Annotated in this window: 17 protein-coding genes; 4 read left to right on the top strand and 13 right to left on the bottom strand. The window is 69.3% G+C overall.

Translation table 11 applies throughout. The annotated features are described in order from the left end of the window. Positions 1-261 precede the first annotated feature (261 nt). Positions 262-972, top strand: a complete 711-nt coding sequence (locus tag AB4Y92_RS00095) for an MtnX-like HAD-IB family phosphatase (protein WP_441817789.1) — start codon at positions 262-264, stop codon at positions 970-972. Continuing rightward, positions 969-2,450, top strand: coding sequence for an aspartate aminotransferase family protein (locus AB4Y92_RS00100; RefSeq protein ID WP_441817790.1), 1,482 nt, complete (start codon positions 969-971; stop codon positions 2,448-2,450). Before AB4Y92_RS00095 ends, AB4Y92_RS00100 begins: the two co-directional genes overlap by 4 nt. Before the next feature lie 141 nt (positions 2,451-2,591). On the opposite strand, the gene AB4Y92_RS00105 is transcribed toward AB4Y92_RS00100, so the two are convergent. Beyond that, positions 2,592-3,803 carry a beta-ketoacyl-[acyl-carrier-protein] synthase family protein gene (locus tag AB4Y92_RS00105; protein WP_441817791.1) on the bottom strand — a complete coding sequence of 404 codons (1,212 nt, stop codon included), beginning with the start codon at positions 3,801-3,803 and terminating at the stop codon, positions 2,592-2,594. Between the two features lie 27 nt (positions 3,804-3,830). After that, positions 3,831-4,115: an acyl carrier protein gene (locus AB4Y92_RS00110; protein WP_441817792.1), complete on the bottom strand. Its 285-nt coding sequence runs from the start codon at positions 4,113-4,115 to the stop codon at positions 3,831-3,833. Between the two features lie 113 nt (positions 4,116-4,228). On the opposite strand from AB4Y92_RS00110, the gene AB4Y92_RS00115 reads away from it, so the two are divergent. After that, positions 4,229-5,299, top strand: a complete 1,071-nt coding sequence (locus AB4Y92_RS00115; protein ID WP_441817793.1) for a GNAT family N-acetyltransferase — start codon at positions 4,229-4,231, stop codon at positions 5,297-5,299. Beyond that, the gene (locus tag AB4Y92_RS00120; protein ID WP_441817794.1) at positions 5,280-6,146 is read left to right on the top strand and encodes an arginase family protein; all 867 of its coding nucleotides are present in this window, start codon (positions 5,280-5,282) and stop codon (positions 6,144-6,146) included. Before AB4Y92_RS00115 ends, AB4Y92_RS00120 begins: the two co-directional genes overlap by 20 nt. On the opposite strand, the gene AB4Y92_RS00125 is transcribed toward AB4Y92_RS00120, so the two are convergent. From AB4Y92_RS00125 to AB4Y92_RS00175, 11 genes are all read right to left on the bottom strand, one after another. Continuing rightward, positions 6,139-7,404 carry a DegT/DnrJ/EryC1/StrS family aminotransferase gene (locus tag AB4Y92_RS00125; protein ID WP_441817795.1) on the bottom strand — a complete coding sequence of 422 codons (1,266 nt, stop codon included), beginning with the start codon at positions 7,402-7,404 and terminating at the stop codon, positions 6,139-6,141. The genes AB4Y92_RS00120 and AB4Y92_RS00125 overlap by 8 nt on opposite strands. Further along, a complete protein-coding gene (locus tag AB4Y92_RS00130; protein ID WP_441817796.1) occupies positions 7,385-7,768 on the bottom strand; it encodes a DMT family transporter in 384 nt (127 codons plus the stop codon). Before AB4Y92_RS00130 ends, AB4Y92_RS00125 begins: the two co-directional genes overlap by 20 nt. Then, entirely contained in the window at positions 7,765-8,124 is a 360-nt protein-coding gene (locus AB4Y92_RS00135) for a hypothetical protein (RefSeq protein WP_441817797.1), read from the bottom strand. Before AB4Y92_RS00135 ends, AB4Y92_RS00130 begins: the two co-directional genes overlap by 4 nt. A 9-nt stretch (positions 8,125-8,133) precedes the next feature. Then, a complete protein-coding gene (locus tag AB4Y92_RS00140) occupies positions 8,134-9,027 on the bottom strand; it encodes an alpha/beta hydrolase (protein WP_441817798.1) in 894 nt (297 codons plus the stop codon). A 150-nt stretch (positions 9,028-9,177) separates the two neighbouring features. Beyond that, positions 9,178-10,116, bottom strand: coding sequence for an HlyD family efflux transporter periplasmic adaptor subunit (locus AB4Y92_RS00145; protein WP_441817799.1), 939 nt, complete (start codon positions 10,114-10,116; stop codon positions 9,178-9,180). Then, the gene (locus AB4Y92_RS00150) at positions 10,116-10,856 is read right to left on the bottom strand and encodes an ABC transporter ATP-binding protein (RefSeq protein ID WP_441817800.1); all 741 of its coding nucleotides are present in this window, start codon (positions 10,854-10,856) and stop codon (positions 10,116-10,118) included. Before AB4Y92_RS00150 ends, AB4Y92_RS00145 begins: the two co-directional genes overlap by 1 nt. Next, positions 10,853-11,992 carry an ABC transporter permease gene (locus AB4Y92_RS00155; RefSeq protein WP_441817801.1) on the bottom strand — a complete coding sequence of 380 codons (1,140 nt, stop codon included), beginning with the start codon at positions 11,990-11,992 and terminating at the stop codon, positions 10,853-10,855. Before AB4Y92_RS00155 ends, AB4Y92_RS00150 begins: the two co-directional genes overlap by 4 nt. Next, positions 11,989-13,452 carry an efflux transporter outer membrane subunit gene (locus tag AB4Y92_RS00160; protein ID WP_441817802.1) on the bottom strand — a complete coding sequence of 488 codons (1,464 nt, stop codon included), beginning with the start codon at positions 13,450-13,452 and terminating at the stop codon, positions 11,989-11,991. The genes AB4Y92_RS00155 and AB4Y92_RS00160 overlap by 4 nt, the downstream gene beginning before the upstream one ends. Next, a complete protein-coding gene (locus AB4Y92_RS00165; RefSeq protein ID WP_441817803.1) occupies positions 13,452-14,855 on the bottom strand; it encodes a sensor histidine kinase in 1,404 nt (467 codons plus the stop codon). Before AB4Y92_RS00165 ends, AB4Y92_RS00160 begins: the two co-directional genes overlap by 1 nt. Positions 14,856-14,870: 15 nt before the next feature. After that, entirely contained in the window at positions 14,871-15,632 is a 762-nt protein-coding gene (locus AB4Y92_RS00170; RefSeq protein ID WP_441817804.1) for a response regulator, read from the bottom strand. Between the two features lie 309 nt (positions 15,633-15,941). Continuing rightward, entirely contained in the window at positions 15,942-16,793 is an 852-nt protein-coding gene (locus AB4Y92_RS00175; protein ID WP_441817805.1) for a DUF4198 domain-containing protein, read from the bottom strand. Between the last annotated feature and the right edge of the window lie 9 nt (positions 16,794-16,802).

The following is a 16,802-nucleotide window of genomic DNA, read 5'->3' on the forward strand; positions in this document are numbered from 1 at the left end:
TCGGCATCCATCGCGATATTGCCGCGGTATTCAACCGCGGCCCGTTTTAGCTGAACGAGCTGAAATCCCCGTCCCCTCCTATACCCCTCGCCCGCGCATCCTCGCCGCATGCGCCGCGCCGCCGGGCTTGTGTCTCAAAGACGCTGCCGGGCCTCGCAGCTGAACGCAACGGCACGGACAGCGCCGCTATCGGCCATAGGAAAGGAGGCCGAAAGGAAGCGCGCCTAGGCTGCGCACATCGCCGCTGCGCAAGAATCGAGCATGAGCCCTGGCTGGAGCATCCTGTGCGACTTCGACGGCACCATCGCGCTCGAAGACGTCACCGATACGCTGCTGGAAACCTTCGCCCGTCCCGGCTGGGAACTGATCGAGGCGGCCTGGAAATCCGGCCGCATCGGCTCGCGCGAATGCATGAGCGGACAGGTCGCCCTGATCGATGCCGGGCGCGAGCAGATCGATGCCGTGCTCGACACGCTGCGCATCGACCCGGCGTTCGCCGATTTCGTCCGCGCCGCGCGCCGCGCCGGCCTGGATCTGAGCGTGGTCAGCGACGGACTGGACTACGCCATCGCGCGCATCCTCGCCCGCAACGGCCTGAGCGACCTTCCGGTGATCGCCAACCACCTCAGGCAGACCGGCGCGCGCGAATGGCGGATCGAATTCCCCAACGCCCGGCCCGACTGCCGCAGCGGCACCTGCAAATGCGCCTGCGCCGCCGATGAAGCGGCATCGCGCAAGCGCGTGCTGTTGATCGGCGACGGCCAATCGGATTTCTGCGTCGCCGCGCAAGCCGACTTCGTATTCGCCAAAGGCAAGCTGATCGAGCATTGCCGCCACCACCGCATCGCGCACGCGCCCATCGGCGGTTTCCTCGAGGCGGTGGCGTTGTTGCCGGCGCTGCTCGACGGACTGTTCCAGGCCCAACCGCGAAGCCACGCCCCCGTTCTCACCACCCGAGGCCGTACTCCATGAGCGATACCCCCCTGCTCGCCGATCCGGCGGCCGGCTATGCCCGGTCACCGGTCCAAAATCACGCCGCCGCCGAGCCGACGCATCTGCGGGCCGTGAGCGCGCCGGCGCCGAGCGATGCATCGTTGTTGGCCGACGAAGCGGCGTACTGCTCCTTCGGCGACACCGTGCACTACAGCGATCCGCCGAAAATCTTCACCCGCTGCGAAGGCAGTTATCTGTACGACGCCGCCGGCACCGAGTTTCTCGACCTGCAAATGTGGTATTCGGCGGTCAATTTCGGCTATTCCAATCCGCGCTTGAACAAAGTGCTCAAGCAGCAGATCGACACTCTGCCGCAGGTCGCCAGCCAGTACCTGCATCCGACCAAGATCGAGCTGGCCAAGATCGTCGCCCAGGACGCGGAGAGAAAATGGGGGCGCAAGGGCCGCGTGCATTTCAACGTCGGCGGTTCGCAGTCGGTGGAGGATTCGCTCAAGATCGTGCGCAACGCCAGCGGCGGCAAGAGCCTGATGTTCGCCTTCGAAGGCGGCTATCACGGCCGCACCCTGGGCGCTTCGGCGATCACCTCCTCCTACCGCTACCGCCGCCGTTACGGCCATTTCGACCGCGCTCAGTTCATCGAGTTTCCGTACCACTTCCGCGGCCCCAAGGGGATGAGCAAGGAAGAATACGGCGAGCATTGCGTGGCCAAGTTCGAGCGTCTGTTCGAGACCGAATACAACGGCGTATGGGACCCGAAGGTGGGCCAGTGCGAGTACGCGGCGTTCTACATCGAGCCGATCCAGGGCACCGGCGGCTATGTGATTCCGCCGCCGAACTTCTTCACCGGCCTCAAGCGCGTGCTGGACAAGTACGGCATCTTGCTGGTCGTCGATGAAATCCAGATGGGGTTCTTCCGCACCGGCAAGCTGTGGTCGATCGAGCATTTCGGCGTTCAGCCCGACGTGCTGGTGTTCGGCAAGGCGCTGACCAACGGGCTCAATCCGCTGGCCGGCATCTGGGCGCGCGAAGAGCTGATCAATCCAAGCGTATTTCCGCCGGGCTCGACCCACTCCACCTTCGCATCCAATCCGCTGGGCACCGCCGTGGGCCTGGAAACCATGAAGATGCTGGCCGAAACCGACTACGAAAGCATGGTCATGGCCAGCGGCGCGCATTTCCTCGCCGGCCTGAAGGATCTGCAGAAGCGGCATCCGCAGATCGGCGATGTCGATGGACTGGGGCTGGCGCTGCGCGCGGAGATCTGCGAAGACGACGGTTTCACGCCGAGCAAGAAGCTGCTCGACCGCATGGCCGACATCGGCCTGGCCGGCGAACTGGACCACAACGGCAAGAAGATGGGACTGGTGCTCGACGTCGGCGGTTACTACAAGAACGTGATCACCCTGGCGCCGTCGCTGCATATCACGCCGCAGGAAATCGATCTGAGCCTGAGCCTGCTCGATCAGCTGCTGACCMGCGCCAAGCGTTCGCTGTAGGCGCAAGCGACGATGGCGTTTCATTCGCATCGCGCCATCGTTACGCCGCCCTCGGGCCGTCGCGCCGCAAGCGCGATGGCTCGTGGGCGCGCGGCGGGCGAAGACGGCCGCGGCCGCTGTCCGTCTTCGATGCGACCGGCTTCAGGCCAAGCGGCTCAGCGCCAGCACCGCGTTGAGTCCGCCGAAGGCGAACGAATTCGACAGCACCGCATCGACGCGGCGTTCGCGCGCCGTGTTGGGCACATAGTCGAGGTCGCATTCCGGATCGGGATCGAGAAAATTCGCGGTCGGCGGTACCGCCTGATGATTGAGCGCGCCGATCGCGGCGACCAGTTCCAGGGCGCCGGCCGCGCCGAGCGCATGTCCGTGCACGGCCTTGGTCGAGGACACCGCCACGGCATCGGCGTGAGCGCCGAACACTTCGCGGATGGCGCGGCTCTCGGTCGGATCGTTGGCCGGCGTCGCGGTGCCGTGCGCGTTGATGTAGCCGATCGCCTCCGGCGCCAGCCTGGCGTCGGCGAGCGCGCGGCGGATCGCGCTGGCCGCCCCGCTCTGCGAGGGCAGCACGATGTCGCTGGCATCCGAGGACATGCCGGCGCCGGCGAACTCGGCCAGGATCGTCGCGCCGCGACGGCGGGCGTGTTCGTACTCTTCCAGCACGAACATCGCCGCGCCTTCGCCCAGCACCAGACCGCGGCGCTGCAGACAGAACGGCCGGCAGGTGTCGTCCGCGAGCACCCGCATCGCTTCCCAGGCGCGGGTCAGGCCCAGAGTGATGCAGGCCTCGGTGCCGCCGCTGACGGCCACGTCGGCGCCGCCGGCGCGGATCATCTGCAGGGACTGCGCCAGCGCGTGATTGGAAGAGGCGCAGGCGCTGACCACCGCGAAGGCCGGGCCGGTCAGGCCGTATTCGATGCTGATATGGCAGGCCGGCGCATTGGCCATGACCCGGACGATGGTGAACGGATGCACGCGGCCGTTGTCGCGATACATGCGGCGGTTGGCTTCGTCGTTGCTGGTCTCGCCGCCGACGCCGGTGCCGACGATGACCGCGGTGCGCTCGCGCAGGTCGGCCTGTTCGAAATCGATGCCGGACTGGGCCACCGCTTCGCGCGCGGCGACCACGGCGAACTGCGAGACCCGGTCGAGCAGCGGCAGGCGCTTGCTGTCGAAATGCGCGGCCGGATCGAATCGGCTCACCTCGGCGGCGACCGGGGCCCTGAGCAATTCGCCCGCCACCGCCCGGATCGGGCCGATCGCGCTGCGCCCGGCCAGCATTTCGCGCCAGCAGGCGGCCGCGTCGTGGCCGAGCGCGCTGATCGCGCCCATGCCGGTAATCACCACTTTGCGCATCGAATAGTCCTTGATGCGCCGGCGCGCTCAGGCGCTGCCGGCGCTGGATGCCTTGTCGGCGGCGGCGGCGTCGACGGCCTGCTTGACCGCGTTCAACAAACCCTGCACCGAATCGCTGTCGAAATCCGGAGCGCGGTCGGGCAAGGTCACGCCGAAATGTTCTTCGATGTCGAAGATGATCTCGATCGCCTCCAAGGAATCGATGCCCAGATCCTTCAAGGTGGCCTCCGGCGTGATCGCGGCGACATCGAGTTTTCCCTGCCGGGCGACGATGTCGTACACCTGTCGTTCGATGCTGGCCTGTTCGCTCATCGTGGCGCTCCTGTCGGTTCGGTCGGGCCCGCGGCGGCGGCGGATGCCGATCACTCGGCGGCGAAACCGCGCGCGGCGTTGCTCAACCCGACTGTAGCCGGCGAATCTTGCACATGCCTTTCGTGACCCGGCTCGAACCTGAAGCCCTGCTCAGGGACTTCCTGGCCCATCCGCCAGAGGGCTTCCGCGCCGGCCGCACCGCCGAGGCCATGCCGGCGTTCACCGCGCCGTTCGATCTGCTGACCACGGCCGAACCGGCCCTGCGGCGGCGGATCGAGCGCTGGCCGGGCTACCGCCACTGGCGCCGTTGGCTGCGCCTGCGCACGCGCTTCATCGGCGCCACCAGTACCGAATACCTGTGGCTGCCGGAAACCGACCCGGCCGCGCTGGCGCGGCGCCTGCGCGATGAGGAAGGCCGCCACTGCGCCCTGCTGATCGTCAAGGACCTGCCCGACGAATCGCCGTTGCTGGCGGCCGCCGGCAATGCCCAGGCCGCCGCCTTCGCCCGGGCCTGCGCCGAGGCGGGCTTCGTGATGGTCGAAGGCCAGGCCCTGGCCTGGGTGCCGATCGACTTCGCCTCGGCCGACGACTATCTGGCGCGCCGCTCGCGCGCGCGCCGCCGCGATCTGCGCCGCAAGCTGCGTTCGCGCGAAGATCTGCAGGTCGAAATCATCGAGACCGGCGCTGCGGTGTTTTCCGAGCCCGCCGCGCTCGATGCCTTCTACGCCTTGTATCTGCAGGTCTATGACCAGAGCGAACTGCATTTCGACCGGCTCAGCCGCGATTACTTCCGCGCCCTGCTCGGCGATGCCGGCAGCGGCGGTATCGTGTTCGTCTATCGCCACGAGGGCCGCATGATCGGCTGGAACCTGTGCTACGAATACCAGGGCCGCCTGATCGACAAATACATCGGCCTGGCCTATCCGCAAGCGCGCGAACACAATCTCTACACGGTGAGCTGGTTCGAAAATCTCGACTACGCGCGCCGGCGCGGCCTGAGCGCCTACGTCGCCGGCTGGACCGACCCGCAGGCGAAGCGCGCCCTGGGCGCGCGCTTCGCCTTCACCCGGCATGCGGTCTACGCGCGCAATCCGTTGCTGCGCATGGCGCTGCGCCGGCTCGCGCCGTGGTTCGAATCCGATCGTTCGCTGCTGGCGCTGTGCGATGAAGCCGGTCGTCCTTGACCTCGACGGTTCGGTCGGCGCGCTGGAGGGCGCCACCACCATCGACCTGCGCCGCTGGCACGACCGCCTGCGTTTCGCCTGCTCGCGCCGCGCGCTGGGCGAATTCGCCGAGACCCTGGACGCGCGATTGCCGCACCGCCACGGCACTGTGTTCATGGGCAGCGGCGATTTCCATCACCTCAGCCTGCCGCTGATCGAACGCGCCGCGCGCGGCGTGGCGCGCATGCAGGTCGTGGTGTTCGACAACCATCCCGACAACATGCGCTTTCCGTTCGCGGTGCATTGCGGCTCGTGGGTATCGCGCGTGGCCGCCTTGCCGCAGGTCGCGCGCGTGCACGTGGTGGGCATCACCTCGGCCGATATCGGCCTGGGCCATGCCTGGGAAAACCGCCTGGCGCCGCTGTACCGCAAGCGCCTGTGCTACTGGTCCAGCGCAGTGTCGGTGCGCTGGGCGAAATCCGTGGGCCTGGCCTCGTCGGTGCGCGGTTTCGCCAGCGTGGACGCCTTGCTCGAGGCCTTCCTCGCGCAGATCGCGGACTGCGGCGATCCGCTGTATCTGAGTATCGACAAGGACGTGCTGCGGCCCGAGGACGCGATGACCAACTGGGACCAGGGACGCATGCGCGCCGAGGCGATGCTGGCGGCGGTGGAAAGCCTGCGGCCGCGGCTGATCGGCAGCGACGTGACCGGCGAGATCTCCATCGCCGCCTATCGGCAACGCTGGAAGCGGCTGCTGGCGGCGGCGGACGGACAACGCCCGCCCGATCCGGCCGAGCTGCGGGTCTGGCAAGAGCAGCAGCACGCGTTGAACCGGCGCATCCTGCGCGCGATCGCCGTGGTCAGCTGATCCGGGCGCCGCCCGCCCCGCGAGGCAACACCGCCTGCAATGCCTCGACGATCCGCGCGAACGCCGCATCGTCCAGCCACTGGCTGTTGCCGATGCACAGCAGCCGCGCGCAGAAATCGCGCGCATTGGGGATCCGCGCCGGCGCCACGGCATCGCCCAGGTAACGGTAATCCGGCAAGACATGGGCGAACATCGGCGAAATGCCCAGGCCGGCGCCCCACAAACGCTTCAGGGCCTGCTCGCGCGCGGCCGGGTCGGACAACTGCAGCATCAGCACCGGCCAGGTGCCGTGTTCGTTCGGCCGGTCGCCGAGCACTTGCACGCCTTCGATCCCGCGCATCTGCGAGCTGCGCATCAAGGCGCGGCGGCGCGAGGCCTGGAGAAACTCCGGCAACCGCAACGAAGCGCGCGCGCCGATCGCCTGGCGCCAGCGCCCGACCCGATGCAGCGGAATGCGCGGCGAAAAAACGTCCTGCGCGGCCGCCGCCGGATCGCCGCGGCCGAGCGCGCGGCGCACGCCGTCGCCGTACACCCAGCGCAATCGGCTCGGGCGATAGAACAGGCCGTAGCCGATCAATTCGAGAACGCGCCGCGATTCCCACCAGCGATCGCGCGGCAGCAGTTCCTGCGCCGCGGCCTGCAGCCGCCGGGCCATCGCGCCGTCGCGCGTCACCGCCGCGCCGCCTTCGTAGATGCTCAGGCCCTTGCCGGCGGCCAGGCTGAAGATGCCCACGTCGCCGAGCGTGCCGGCCGCCGCGCCGTTGGCGTGGCGCGCGCCCAGCGCCTGCGCCGCATCCTCGATCACCCAGGCGCCGACGCCGCGCGCGCAGCGGATCGGCGCGTCCATGTCGGCGAGCCGGCCACCCAGGTGAGTGGCGACGATCGCCAGGGTCCGCGGTCCGCACAAACCGCGCAAGCTGGCCGGATCGAATTCGAAATGGCCCGGCCGCACGTCGCATACGCGCAATTGCAAACCGCAGTGGGCCACCGCCAGCGCGACCAGCGGACAGGTGTAGGCCGGCACGATCACTTCACGGCGGTGGCGGCTGCGCTGCTTCATCGCGCTCAGCGCGATCACCAGAGCGGCGGTGCCCGAGCAGGTCAGGATCAGCCGATCCGCGCTCACTCCGACTAGCGTTGCCAGGCGCTCGCTCAACGACGGCGCGCGCGAGCCGGCGAAGTCGCTCCAACGCAGCGGCAGGCCCGCGCTCGGCGGCAACTCGCGCCGCGGCGCCGGCTCAGCTCGCGGCCGGCTCATCGCGCTCACCCAGCGCCAGGCAAACGATGCCGGCGACGATCGCGATCGCCCCGGCGATCTGCAAACCGCCGAAGCGCTCGCCGAACAGCCACGCGGACAAAATCAATACGCTGACCACCTCCAGGTGCGAGGCGGCGAAGGCCGGGCCGATGGGCGCGTGCTTGAGCAATCCCATCCAGGTGAAGAACGCGCCGATGTAGCCGGCCAGCGCGCCGTAGATCCATGGCTGCCCGAACAAGCGCGCGAGCCAGTCCAGGCTGGCCTGCGGCGGAAACGCGTGCGCGCCGGCGATCTTGAAACTGACCTGGGCCAGCGTGTCGAACGCCATCAGCAGCGCGAAGCCCCACAGATAAAATCGCCTCATGCGCCGGCTCCGACCAAGGCCACGCCCAGGCCGATCAGGCTCATCCCGGCCAGGCGCAAGGGCGTGAGCCGCTCGCCGAACAACCAGCGGCCGGCGAGCATGATCGCCACGATGTTGATCGAGCCCAGCAAAACTCCGCGTCCGAGCGGCACCAGCGACAGGAACGCGATCCAGGCGAGGAATTCGAATACGTAGCAAGCCCCGCCGAGCCACAGCCACGGCCGGCTCAGCATATGCCGCCAACGGGCGATGCCGTCGCCGGCGGCCGGATCGCTCGCGGCGGCCTTGAAGGCGAGTTGACCTGCGGTATCGAGCGCTACCGTGACCAGCCAGAGCCCCCAGATCCACGGCGTCATCGCGCGCTCCTAGCCGGCGCGCGCATGCGGCGGCGCGATCGACGCCACGGCCGCCGCGCCCGGGTTCGCAGCCGGCGCCGTCATCGCCGGCGCGGCGGCGGCGAGGCGCGAGAAGAACGCGGCGGCGCCGTCGATCAGGCGGCGACGTTCGCGATCCAGGGTGATCATGTGATAGCTGTCGGGCAGCCACAGCATCTCGACCGGCGCCGACACGCGGCGGGCGACCAGCTCGGCGTTGCGCGCATGGGCTACGTCGTCGTGGGTGGCGTGGGCGATCAGGCACGGCGCCTGCACCCGCGGCAGCCGCCGCCGCACCTGGCGCGACAGCAGATGCAGATCGGCGAGCGAGTGCCAGGGATTGCCCGGCAATCCGGCCGCGGCGCTGTCACCGCTCAACATCGCGCCGCTGACCTGGGCGCGGATGCGTTCATCGCGCAGGCCATACGGCGGCTGCTCCATGAAACTGCGGCCGCGCGCCAGGCCCAGCCGCTTGAGCGCCGGCAACAGGAACGACAGACGGCCGATCGCCGGCATGTTCCAGCCGTCGTAGCGGAAGGTCGCGCCCAGCACGCCGACCCCGTCCACCCAATGCGGCTTTTCCGCGGCCAGCAGCAGGGCCAACAGGGCGCCCATCGACAAACCGGCGACGAACAGGTGATCGACTTGCCCGCGCATCGCTCCGGCGGCGGCTTCGACGCTGGCGTACCAGTCGCGCCAGCCGGTGGCGAGCAGATCGCTCTCATCGCCGCAGTGGCCGGCCAGTTGCATGCCGTGGACGGTGAAACCCTGGCGGTTCAGGCCCTTGCCGAGCAGGCGCATCTCGCTGGGCGTGCCGGTCAGGCCGTGGATCAGCACGACGCCCTGGCGCCCGCCGGGGAAATGGAAATCGGCGTTGCGGATCATCGGCGCCCGCCTTCGCGGCGCGCGCGCCGGCGTCCGCAACCATGGCCGTTCGAGGGCGCGCGCATTGAATTCGACATGGCCGCAGTCTGCCGTCCGGGGGTTTCAGCAACCTTTCGCCCGCCGCTTCCGGCGCGGCCGGTTCAGCCGCGGTCAGGGCGCCGCGCCGAGAAACCGCACCAGCACGCGTTGACCCAGCCGCAGATTGTTGGGACGGTCGAAGGCCAGCACGCATTCGACCGTGCGCTCGTTGGCGCGGACTTCCGGATCGTCCTCTTGAGTGGAAGGCCCGAACGATTGCGCCAGCCTCAGCACGCGCGCGCCGCCGAGCACGCGCTGCGAGTCGCTGTCGTCGATCACCTGCGCCCGCATGCCCGGCCGCACCGCATCCAGATAGGCCGCGTTGAGCTCGGCGCGGACGATGCGCGGCTGTCGCGGCAACAAGGTGAACAAGACGCCGTCGCGGGCCGACACGCTCATCCCCGGTTGCGCCGACACGCGCGCGACCTCGGCGTCGATCGGCGCCTTGAGCGTGTGCCGGTCGAGCGCGAAGGCCGTCTGTTCGCGCTGCGCCGCGGCGATCCGGGTGGCGGCGGCGGCGTTGTCGAGTTCGGCCTGCAACTGCGCCTGCGCATCGCGGGCATCGTCGGCGCTCTGGCCGTCGCCGGCGCCGGCCGCCGCCGCTTCGGCCAGCCGCCGCGCGCGCGTGCGCGCCTGTTGCAGACGCTGCCTGAGCAGGCTTTCCTGCGCGCGCGCCTGATCCAGGCGCGCGGCGGCGATCTCGTTCTCGGCGCGCGCGGCGGTGGCGTCGAGCACGGCCAGCGTTTGCCCGCGCTTCACCTCATCGCCTTCGCGCACCGCCACTTGCCTCAGCGTGCCTTCGACCGGCATCGCCAGTTTCAGCGGCCCGCCTTCCACGTCGATGCGGCCGCGCGCGACCGCGGCATAAGCGCCCTGCCCCGCGCCGCGCGCCGCGACGCCGTCCTGCGCCGGAGCATCGGCGGCGGAATCGGCATTGCCGGCGCAGCCGGCGCAAACCGCGACCGACACGGCGAACATGCAGCGCAGCAAACGCGAAACGGATCGGGTCATCAAGGCCGCACGCTCACAGAGGATTCGATAACGACGGCCGGCTCGCGCCGGTCGCTGAGGATACGCCCGTCTTCCATCGTCAACAGCCGGTCGGCGTGACCGATCAGGCGCGGGTCGTGACTGACGCACAACACCAAGGTGCGGTGGCGCCGGGCGATACCGTGCAGGATGTCGATGACGATCTGGCCGTTGGCGGCGTCGAGCGAACTGGTGGGTTCGTCGGCGAACAACAGCGTCGGCTCCTTCGCCAGCGCGCGCGCGATCGCGACGCGTTGTTTTTCGCCGCCGGACAACTGCGCCGGGCGCAGGCGCACGCGCCGGGTCATGCCGACCTCATCCAGCGCCGCCGCGGCGCGGCGCTGCTGTTCGCGCCGGCTCAGGCCCAGGTAATGCAGCGGCAATTCGACCTGTTCGGCCACCGTCAACGCCGGGAACAGGTTGAAGCCCTGGAAGACGAAACCGGTGTGCTGCAGGCGAAAAGCCTCCAACGAGCGCAGGTCCAGCCCGCCCAGTTCCTGGCCGAGGGCGACGACGCGGCCGCGGTCGGGCCGCTGCAGACCGCTGAGCACCGACAGCAAAGTGCTCTTGCCGCAGCCCGAGGGGCCGGAGATCAAAGTCAATTCGCCCGCGTCGATACGTAGCGAGACATCGTCGAGCACGGTGGTGTTCAAGGCGCCGGAAGCGAAGGATTTGCCGATACCGTGCGCGACCAGGGTCGGCGGAGAATGGGGCGCGTTCATCGCAGCAACACCGCGGGATCGGCGCGGCGCAGGCTGCGCAAGGCCGAAACGCCCGATACGCAGGCCAACACCATCACCACCGCCACGCACAGGCCGGTGACTTGCAGATTGAACATCACCGGCACATCGCGGCTGCGCGCCAACGCGATCAGCACCGTGCCCAGCGCGGTCGCCATCACCACGCCCATCGCGCCGACCCACACCGCCTGCTCCAGCACCACCCAGCGCAGGGCGCGCATGCTGATGCCGAGCGCGTTCAAGGTCGCGTATTCGCGCACCGAACCGGTCACCGCCGCCACCAGCGCCTGGCTGGTGATGACCGCGCCGACCAGCAGCACGATACCGGCCAGGAACAGCACGCCGGCGCCGGCGCCGGTGTCGAACATCCAGAACAGCATCGATTGGCGCGCGAACCGGTGCGCGGTCCAGACCTGGTAACGGCCGAATCCCGATTGCCCGCTCAGACGCCGCGCCACCGCGCGACTTTGCGCCGGATCGTGCAGGCGCGCTACCAGGTACGCCGGCCAGGCCGGTCCGCCGCCGCTGCCGGACTGCAGCCGCCGCGCGGTATCGAGCGAGGCGACGATGTTGACGCCGCCGAGCGCGCGCAATCCGGAACTGGCGCCGACCACGCGCACGCGGTGGCCGTTGACGAAGGCGCTGCTGCCGACCGTGGCGCCGAGCTTGTCCAGTTCGGAGCGATCGACGATCACGCTGTCGGGCAACATCAGGCGTTGCCGCAGTTGCGGCGATAACGCCCGCGCGAACATCAGCCCGCGCGGGCCCGGATCGATGCCGGAGACGTACACCGACACGCCGCCGGTGTCCTTGGCCGGACCGCGCCAGTCGGCGTCGAGCCAATAGAACGGTTCGGCGCGTTCGACTTGCCGGTCCATCAACAGCAACGACATCAGCCCCGGATCGACCGGCCGGCCTTGGTCTACGCTCTGCGTGCCCGGATAGCCCAGCCACAAATCCGCGGAAGATCCCGACACGTACACGCTGGCGCTGCCGAAGATACCCAGCACCAGGGCGGCCTGCAGCAACAGCAGCAGGCTGGAAAAACCGATCGCCAGCACCGCCGGCAAGAACCGCCGCCATTCGAACAACAAGGTCTGGCGCGCCAGCGAGGTCATGGCGCGACCCGCCCGCCGGCCAGGGCGTCGGCATCGCGCGCGGTCGCGTCGCGGTCGGGCGCCGCGCCCAGCGCTTTGTACAGGGCGATATACGCCATTGCGCGGGCGTTGCGCGCGGCATTGAGTTCGATAGCGGCCTGATCGCGGTCGATGTCGAGGCCGGTCATGTCGAGTTCGCTGGCCAGGCCGAGGCGACGACGCACCTGCCCGCTTTCGCCGGCGCGCGCCAGGGCCTGCCAGGCGCGCCGATCGGCGTCCTCGCGCTGGCGTTGTTGCTCCAGCGCGCCCAGCGCGGTCTCGACCTCGGCCACCGCGGTCAGTACGGTCTTGCGATACGCCAGCGCCGCCGCCTGCATTTCATCGCCCTTGGCGCTGGCGCGGGCGCGGCGCAGACCCCAATCGAACAAGGGGATGTCGATCATCGGCCCGAACACGCCGATGCCTTCGGCCTCGGTGCGGCGATGGGCGGTGATGTTGATCGACCATTGGATCGATCCGCCCAAGGCGATGTGCGGGTACTGGTCGGCCTTGGCCAGCCCCAGATCGGCGGCGGCGCGCAATACCTGCGCCTGCGCGCGCGCGACATCGGGCCGTGTGCGCAGCAGATCGGCCGGCGCGCTGGCCAGCGCGCGCATCGCCAGCGGCGCGCGCGACGGCCCTTGGCGCCAATCCGGATCGGGTTCGGCGCGTCCCAGCAGCACCGCCAGCGCCTGCTCGGCGGCAACGGCGCGCTGCCGCGGTTCGGCCAGCGCGGCCTCGGCCTGGGCGATGGCGGCATTGCCGGTTTCCAGACTGTCGCGCGCGGCGAGCCTGAGTTCCACCCGCACCGTCTGCAACTGCAACTGCCGCTTGCGCGCGGCGACGACGGCCTCGTGCAGGCGCGCGCATTCCAGCGCGTCGCGCAGCTCGATCCAGTTGCGCGCGACCTCGCCGGACAGCGACAAGCGCGCCTCGCGCAATTCGGCCTGCGCCGCCGCCAGTTCGCTGTCGGCCTGGCGATGGATCGCTTCGCTGCGGCCGAACAGGCCCAGTTCCCAGGTCGCGTCCAGGCCGGCGACGAAGAACGAGGCGCTGGCGTCGGGATCAATCGGATTGGCGGTGCGCGCGCGCAGTTCCGGACGCAGCACGCTGCCGGCGCGCTGATACAGGGTGCGCGCGGCGCGCAGGCGCCAGCGCGCCTGCTGCACGTCCAGATTGGCGCTGAGCGCCTCATCGACCAGCCGGTCCAGGCGCGGATCGGCGAACGCACTCCACCAGGCGCGCGGGTCCGGCGCCGCCGCGGTCTGAGCCTGCGCCGCATTGCGCCATTGCGCCGGCAACGGCGGGGTAGCGTCGGCGACCGGAGTGGAAACGCAACCGGCCAGCGGCGCGATCGCGGCCAACACCGCCACGGCTAGGTTCCGCGCGAGCGCGCCGGCGCGCGTCGGCGGTGCGGCTTCGCGCACGATCAGCCGGCGCATCAGGACCGATCCACGATCATGGGAAAATCCAATTCGACGCGCAGCCCGCCCAACGCCGAGCGACGGTAACGCACCTGGGCGTCATGGCGGTCGGCGATGCGCCGCACGATCGCCAGTCCCAGTCCGGTGCCGCCCTCGATCGCGTCCGGAGCGCGGAAAAACCGGTCGCCCAGGCGCGGCAGAATTTCGTCCCCGACGCCGGGGCCGTCGTCTTCGACGCTGACAATCGCGCGATCGCCATCGACGCTCAAGGCGATGTTGACGGTGCCGCCGCGGGCCACGTAACTCAGCGCGTTGTCGAGGAGATTATCGATGGCGTCGTGCAGGGCGTAGCGATCGGCGCGGATCGTCACCGCGACCGGCGGCGCGTCGTAGCCCAGATCGATGTCGCCGTGCATGGCCCGATCGACGTGGCCGGCCAGAATGTCCGGCAGCAGCCGGTCCAGCCGCAGCGGTTGCATGCGCGCGACCGGATCGGCCGGCGCCTGCGCGCGGGTCAGCGCCAGCAATTGCGAAGCGATGCGCCCGACCCGCATGGTCAGGATCTGCACCTGCGCCAGCGCCGCCGAACGGTCTTTCTCGTTGGCGCTGGTGCGGGCGCGATCGGCATGCAGCGACAGTCCGGCCAGCGGCGTGCGCAGCTGATGCGCGGCGTCGGCGATGAAATACTCCTGGACCACGAACAAACGGCGGATGCGCTCGAGCAAAGCGTCGATGGTCCAGCTCAACGGCCGGATTTCCGCGGGCACCTCGATGTCGCCGATCGGCACCAGCTCCTGCCCGTGCCGCGCCAGATGCTGGATCAGCGGATCGAGCGCGCGCAGCCCGTGGGTGACGCCGCGCCACATCAGCGCCAGCAGCACCGTGGTCAGGACCAACTGCAGCAGGATCGACATGATCAAGATCTGGCGGGCGCGCAGCTGCCGGTCGAGCACCGTCTCGGCGACGGTGACCACCAGGGTATCGCTGGGATCGGTCGGCGCACGGATCGCCACCGACACCGCGCGCGATTGCACGCCGGCGATGCGCGTGTCGTAGAACACCGGCGCGCCGCAGCGCGACGGCAACGCGCCGGCCGCGATCGCCTCGCCGCTGGCGCTGATCGTGCCGCGGCGCAGGCTGCGCACCGAATAATAGTTATGCCCCTGTTTGCTGTACTCGAGCAGGAAACTGGCCTGCGGCGACAACTGCCCGTCGGAGCCGGACGACTTGAGCATCTTGGCCAGGCCGTAAGCGTCTTCCAGCAGGCTGTCGTCATGGATGCGATCGGCATAATTCGAAGCGATGACATAAACCAGGACCGATACCAGGACGACGGTGACCGCGACCGGCACCAGCAGGAACAGCAGCAACCGGCGGCGCAGGCTGTTGCGCGTGGGTGCCGCGCGCGGGGGAGCGATCATGCGCGGGCGGCCGGATCAAGCCGCGCCGGGTCCGGCCGCCGCGGCCCCTTCCTCGCCGAAGCTGGACGCGCCGGAACCCGACCCGTCCGCCGCGGCCGAGCGTTCGCCATTGACCGCTTCTTCCACGACATAACCAAGTCCGCGGATGGTCCGGATCATGACATCGCTGCTTTCGAGTTTGCGGCGCAAGCGATGGATGGCGATATCCAGGCCGTTGTTGGTGATGTCCTGCTCCCAACTGCACAGGGTCTGGGTCAGTTGCTCGCGGCTGACCAGGCGACCGCGCCGGCTCAACAAGGCATCGAGCAGCGCGAACTCGCGGCCGGTCAGGTCCAGGGCGACGCCCCGGTTCCAACCGCGGCGGCCGGCCAGATCGATGCTGAGCTTGCCAATGGACAACAAAGGGATGCCTTGGTTCACTCGCCGCCGCAACAAGGCGCGCACGCGCGCGGCGAACTCCTCCGGCACGAACGGCTTGATCAGGTAGTCGTCGGCGCCCGAGTCCAGCGCCCGCACCCGCTCGCTCACGCCTTCGCGCGCGGTCACCACCAGCACCGCCGCGCTCGCGCCGCGCGAACGCGCGCGTTGCAACACAGTCAATCCGTCGAGTACCGGCAAGCCCAGATCGAGCACCACCAGATCGTAAGTGTCGTCGCGCAATGCCGCGTCGGCGTCGTTGCCGCGGTTGACGCGATCCACCGCATGTCCGCTTTCGACCAATGCCTCGGCCAGACCGGTGGCGATGGCGGGATCGTCTTCGGCAATCAGAATGCGCATGCCAACCTGCGGGATATGCCCGGCGTTCTATGTCGGGCGATTGCGGCGAGTATGGCAGCGCGCGCTAGAAGTTTCCGTTAACTAATTGAATTGTAATGTCGGAAAAGTGTCGGAGCGCTGCCGTCGTTTTTTGCGCCAACGACGGCACTGTAGTGGTTGGCAAGCAATCCGAACTCCGCCTTTTGGTCGAGGCGCGGCTACGACCGGCGACGGATGCGCGCGAGGCCGGCAAGCATGCGAATCGACGCGGACACGACGCGAACGCGGTCGCACTGTCGGCGTGCGCCTTGCGCGGCGCGCTTGTGATGCTTATCGCACCGCGTCGGCGAAGCCGAAACTCAGGCTGGAAAACACAGTTTCGTACTCGGTCTCGGCGCTTGCCGGCAACGGCCGGGTCCAAATCACGTTCAGCAGCCAGTCGCCTTGCGCGGGCATGCGGAAGTCCGCGCGGCCGGCCGCGTCGCTGCGTTGCGCGTCGGCCGGCGCGGCATCGTCCTGCAGATGAGTGAGTTTGACCAACGCGCCGGCCAGCGGCCGGCCCTGGTAGATCACCCGCGCCGACAGGCGCGCCGGCCGCGGCTGTGCGTAAGGATCGCTGTCGAGCACGATCTCCAACGGCATTCCGACCGGCCGGGCGAGCCAGTCGCGCGCGCAAGCGCCGGCCTGACCGACCTGAACGATCGCCTTGGTGCGGCGGCTGTAACTTTCCGAACCCTCCGCGTCCATGCGCGCGTTGTCCAGGCGATGCCGCAAGGCCGGCGTCAGGCCTTCGGCGCGCAGATAGTCGTTGAAGCGGATCGCCGGCAAATGGCTTTGCGCGCCCGCGTCGGTCTGCAATGCCAGCACGTAGCAACCGACCGGCAAGGCGAAACTGCCGTCGTCTTGCGCGCCCGGATGCAAACGCTCGCGCAGATCGGTACGGCGGCCGTCCGCGCCGATCGCTTCGAAACTCACGATCCGGCGCAGCGCGATCGCCGAACGCTGGCGGTCGCGGCCGTGACCGACTTGCAGGGTCAGCGCGGTGGACGCCTGCGGCAACGGCCGATAAGTCTGCGGCTGCAGCCAGAAATCGTGCGCCGCGGCGGGCAGGCATGCGCCGAGCGCGGCGGCGGCGATGGCGATGGCGATACGCCGCAATCGGCGAAGTTCGATGCTCAACATGCCACGCCC

It is taken from the genome of Lysobacter sp. TAB13 (assembly GCF_052113885.1).
In the GTDB taxonomy this organism is placed as follows: domain Bacteria; phylum Pseudomonadota; class Gammaproteobacteria; order Xanthomonadales; family Xanthomonadaceae; genus Lysobacter; species Lysobacter gummosus.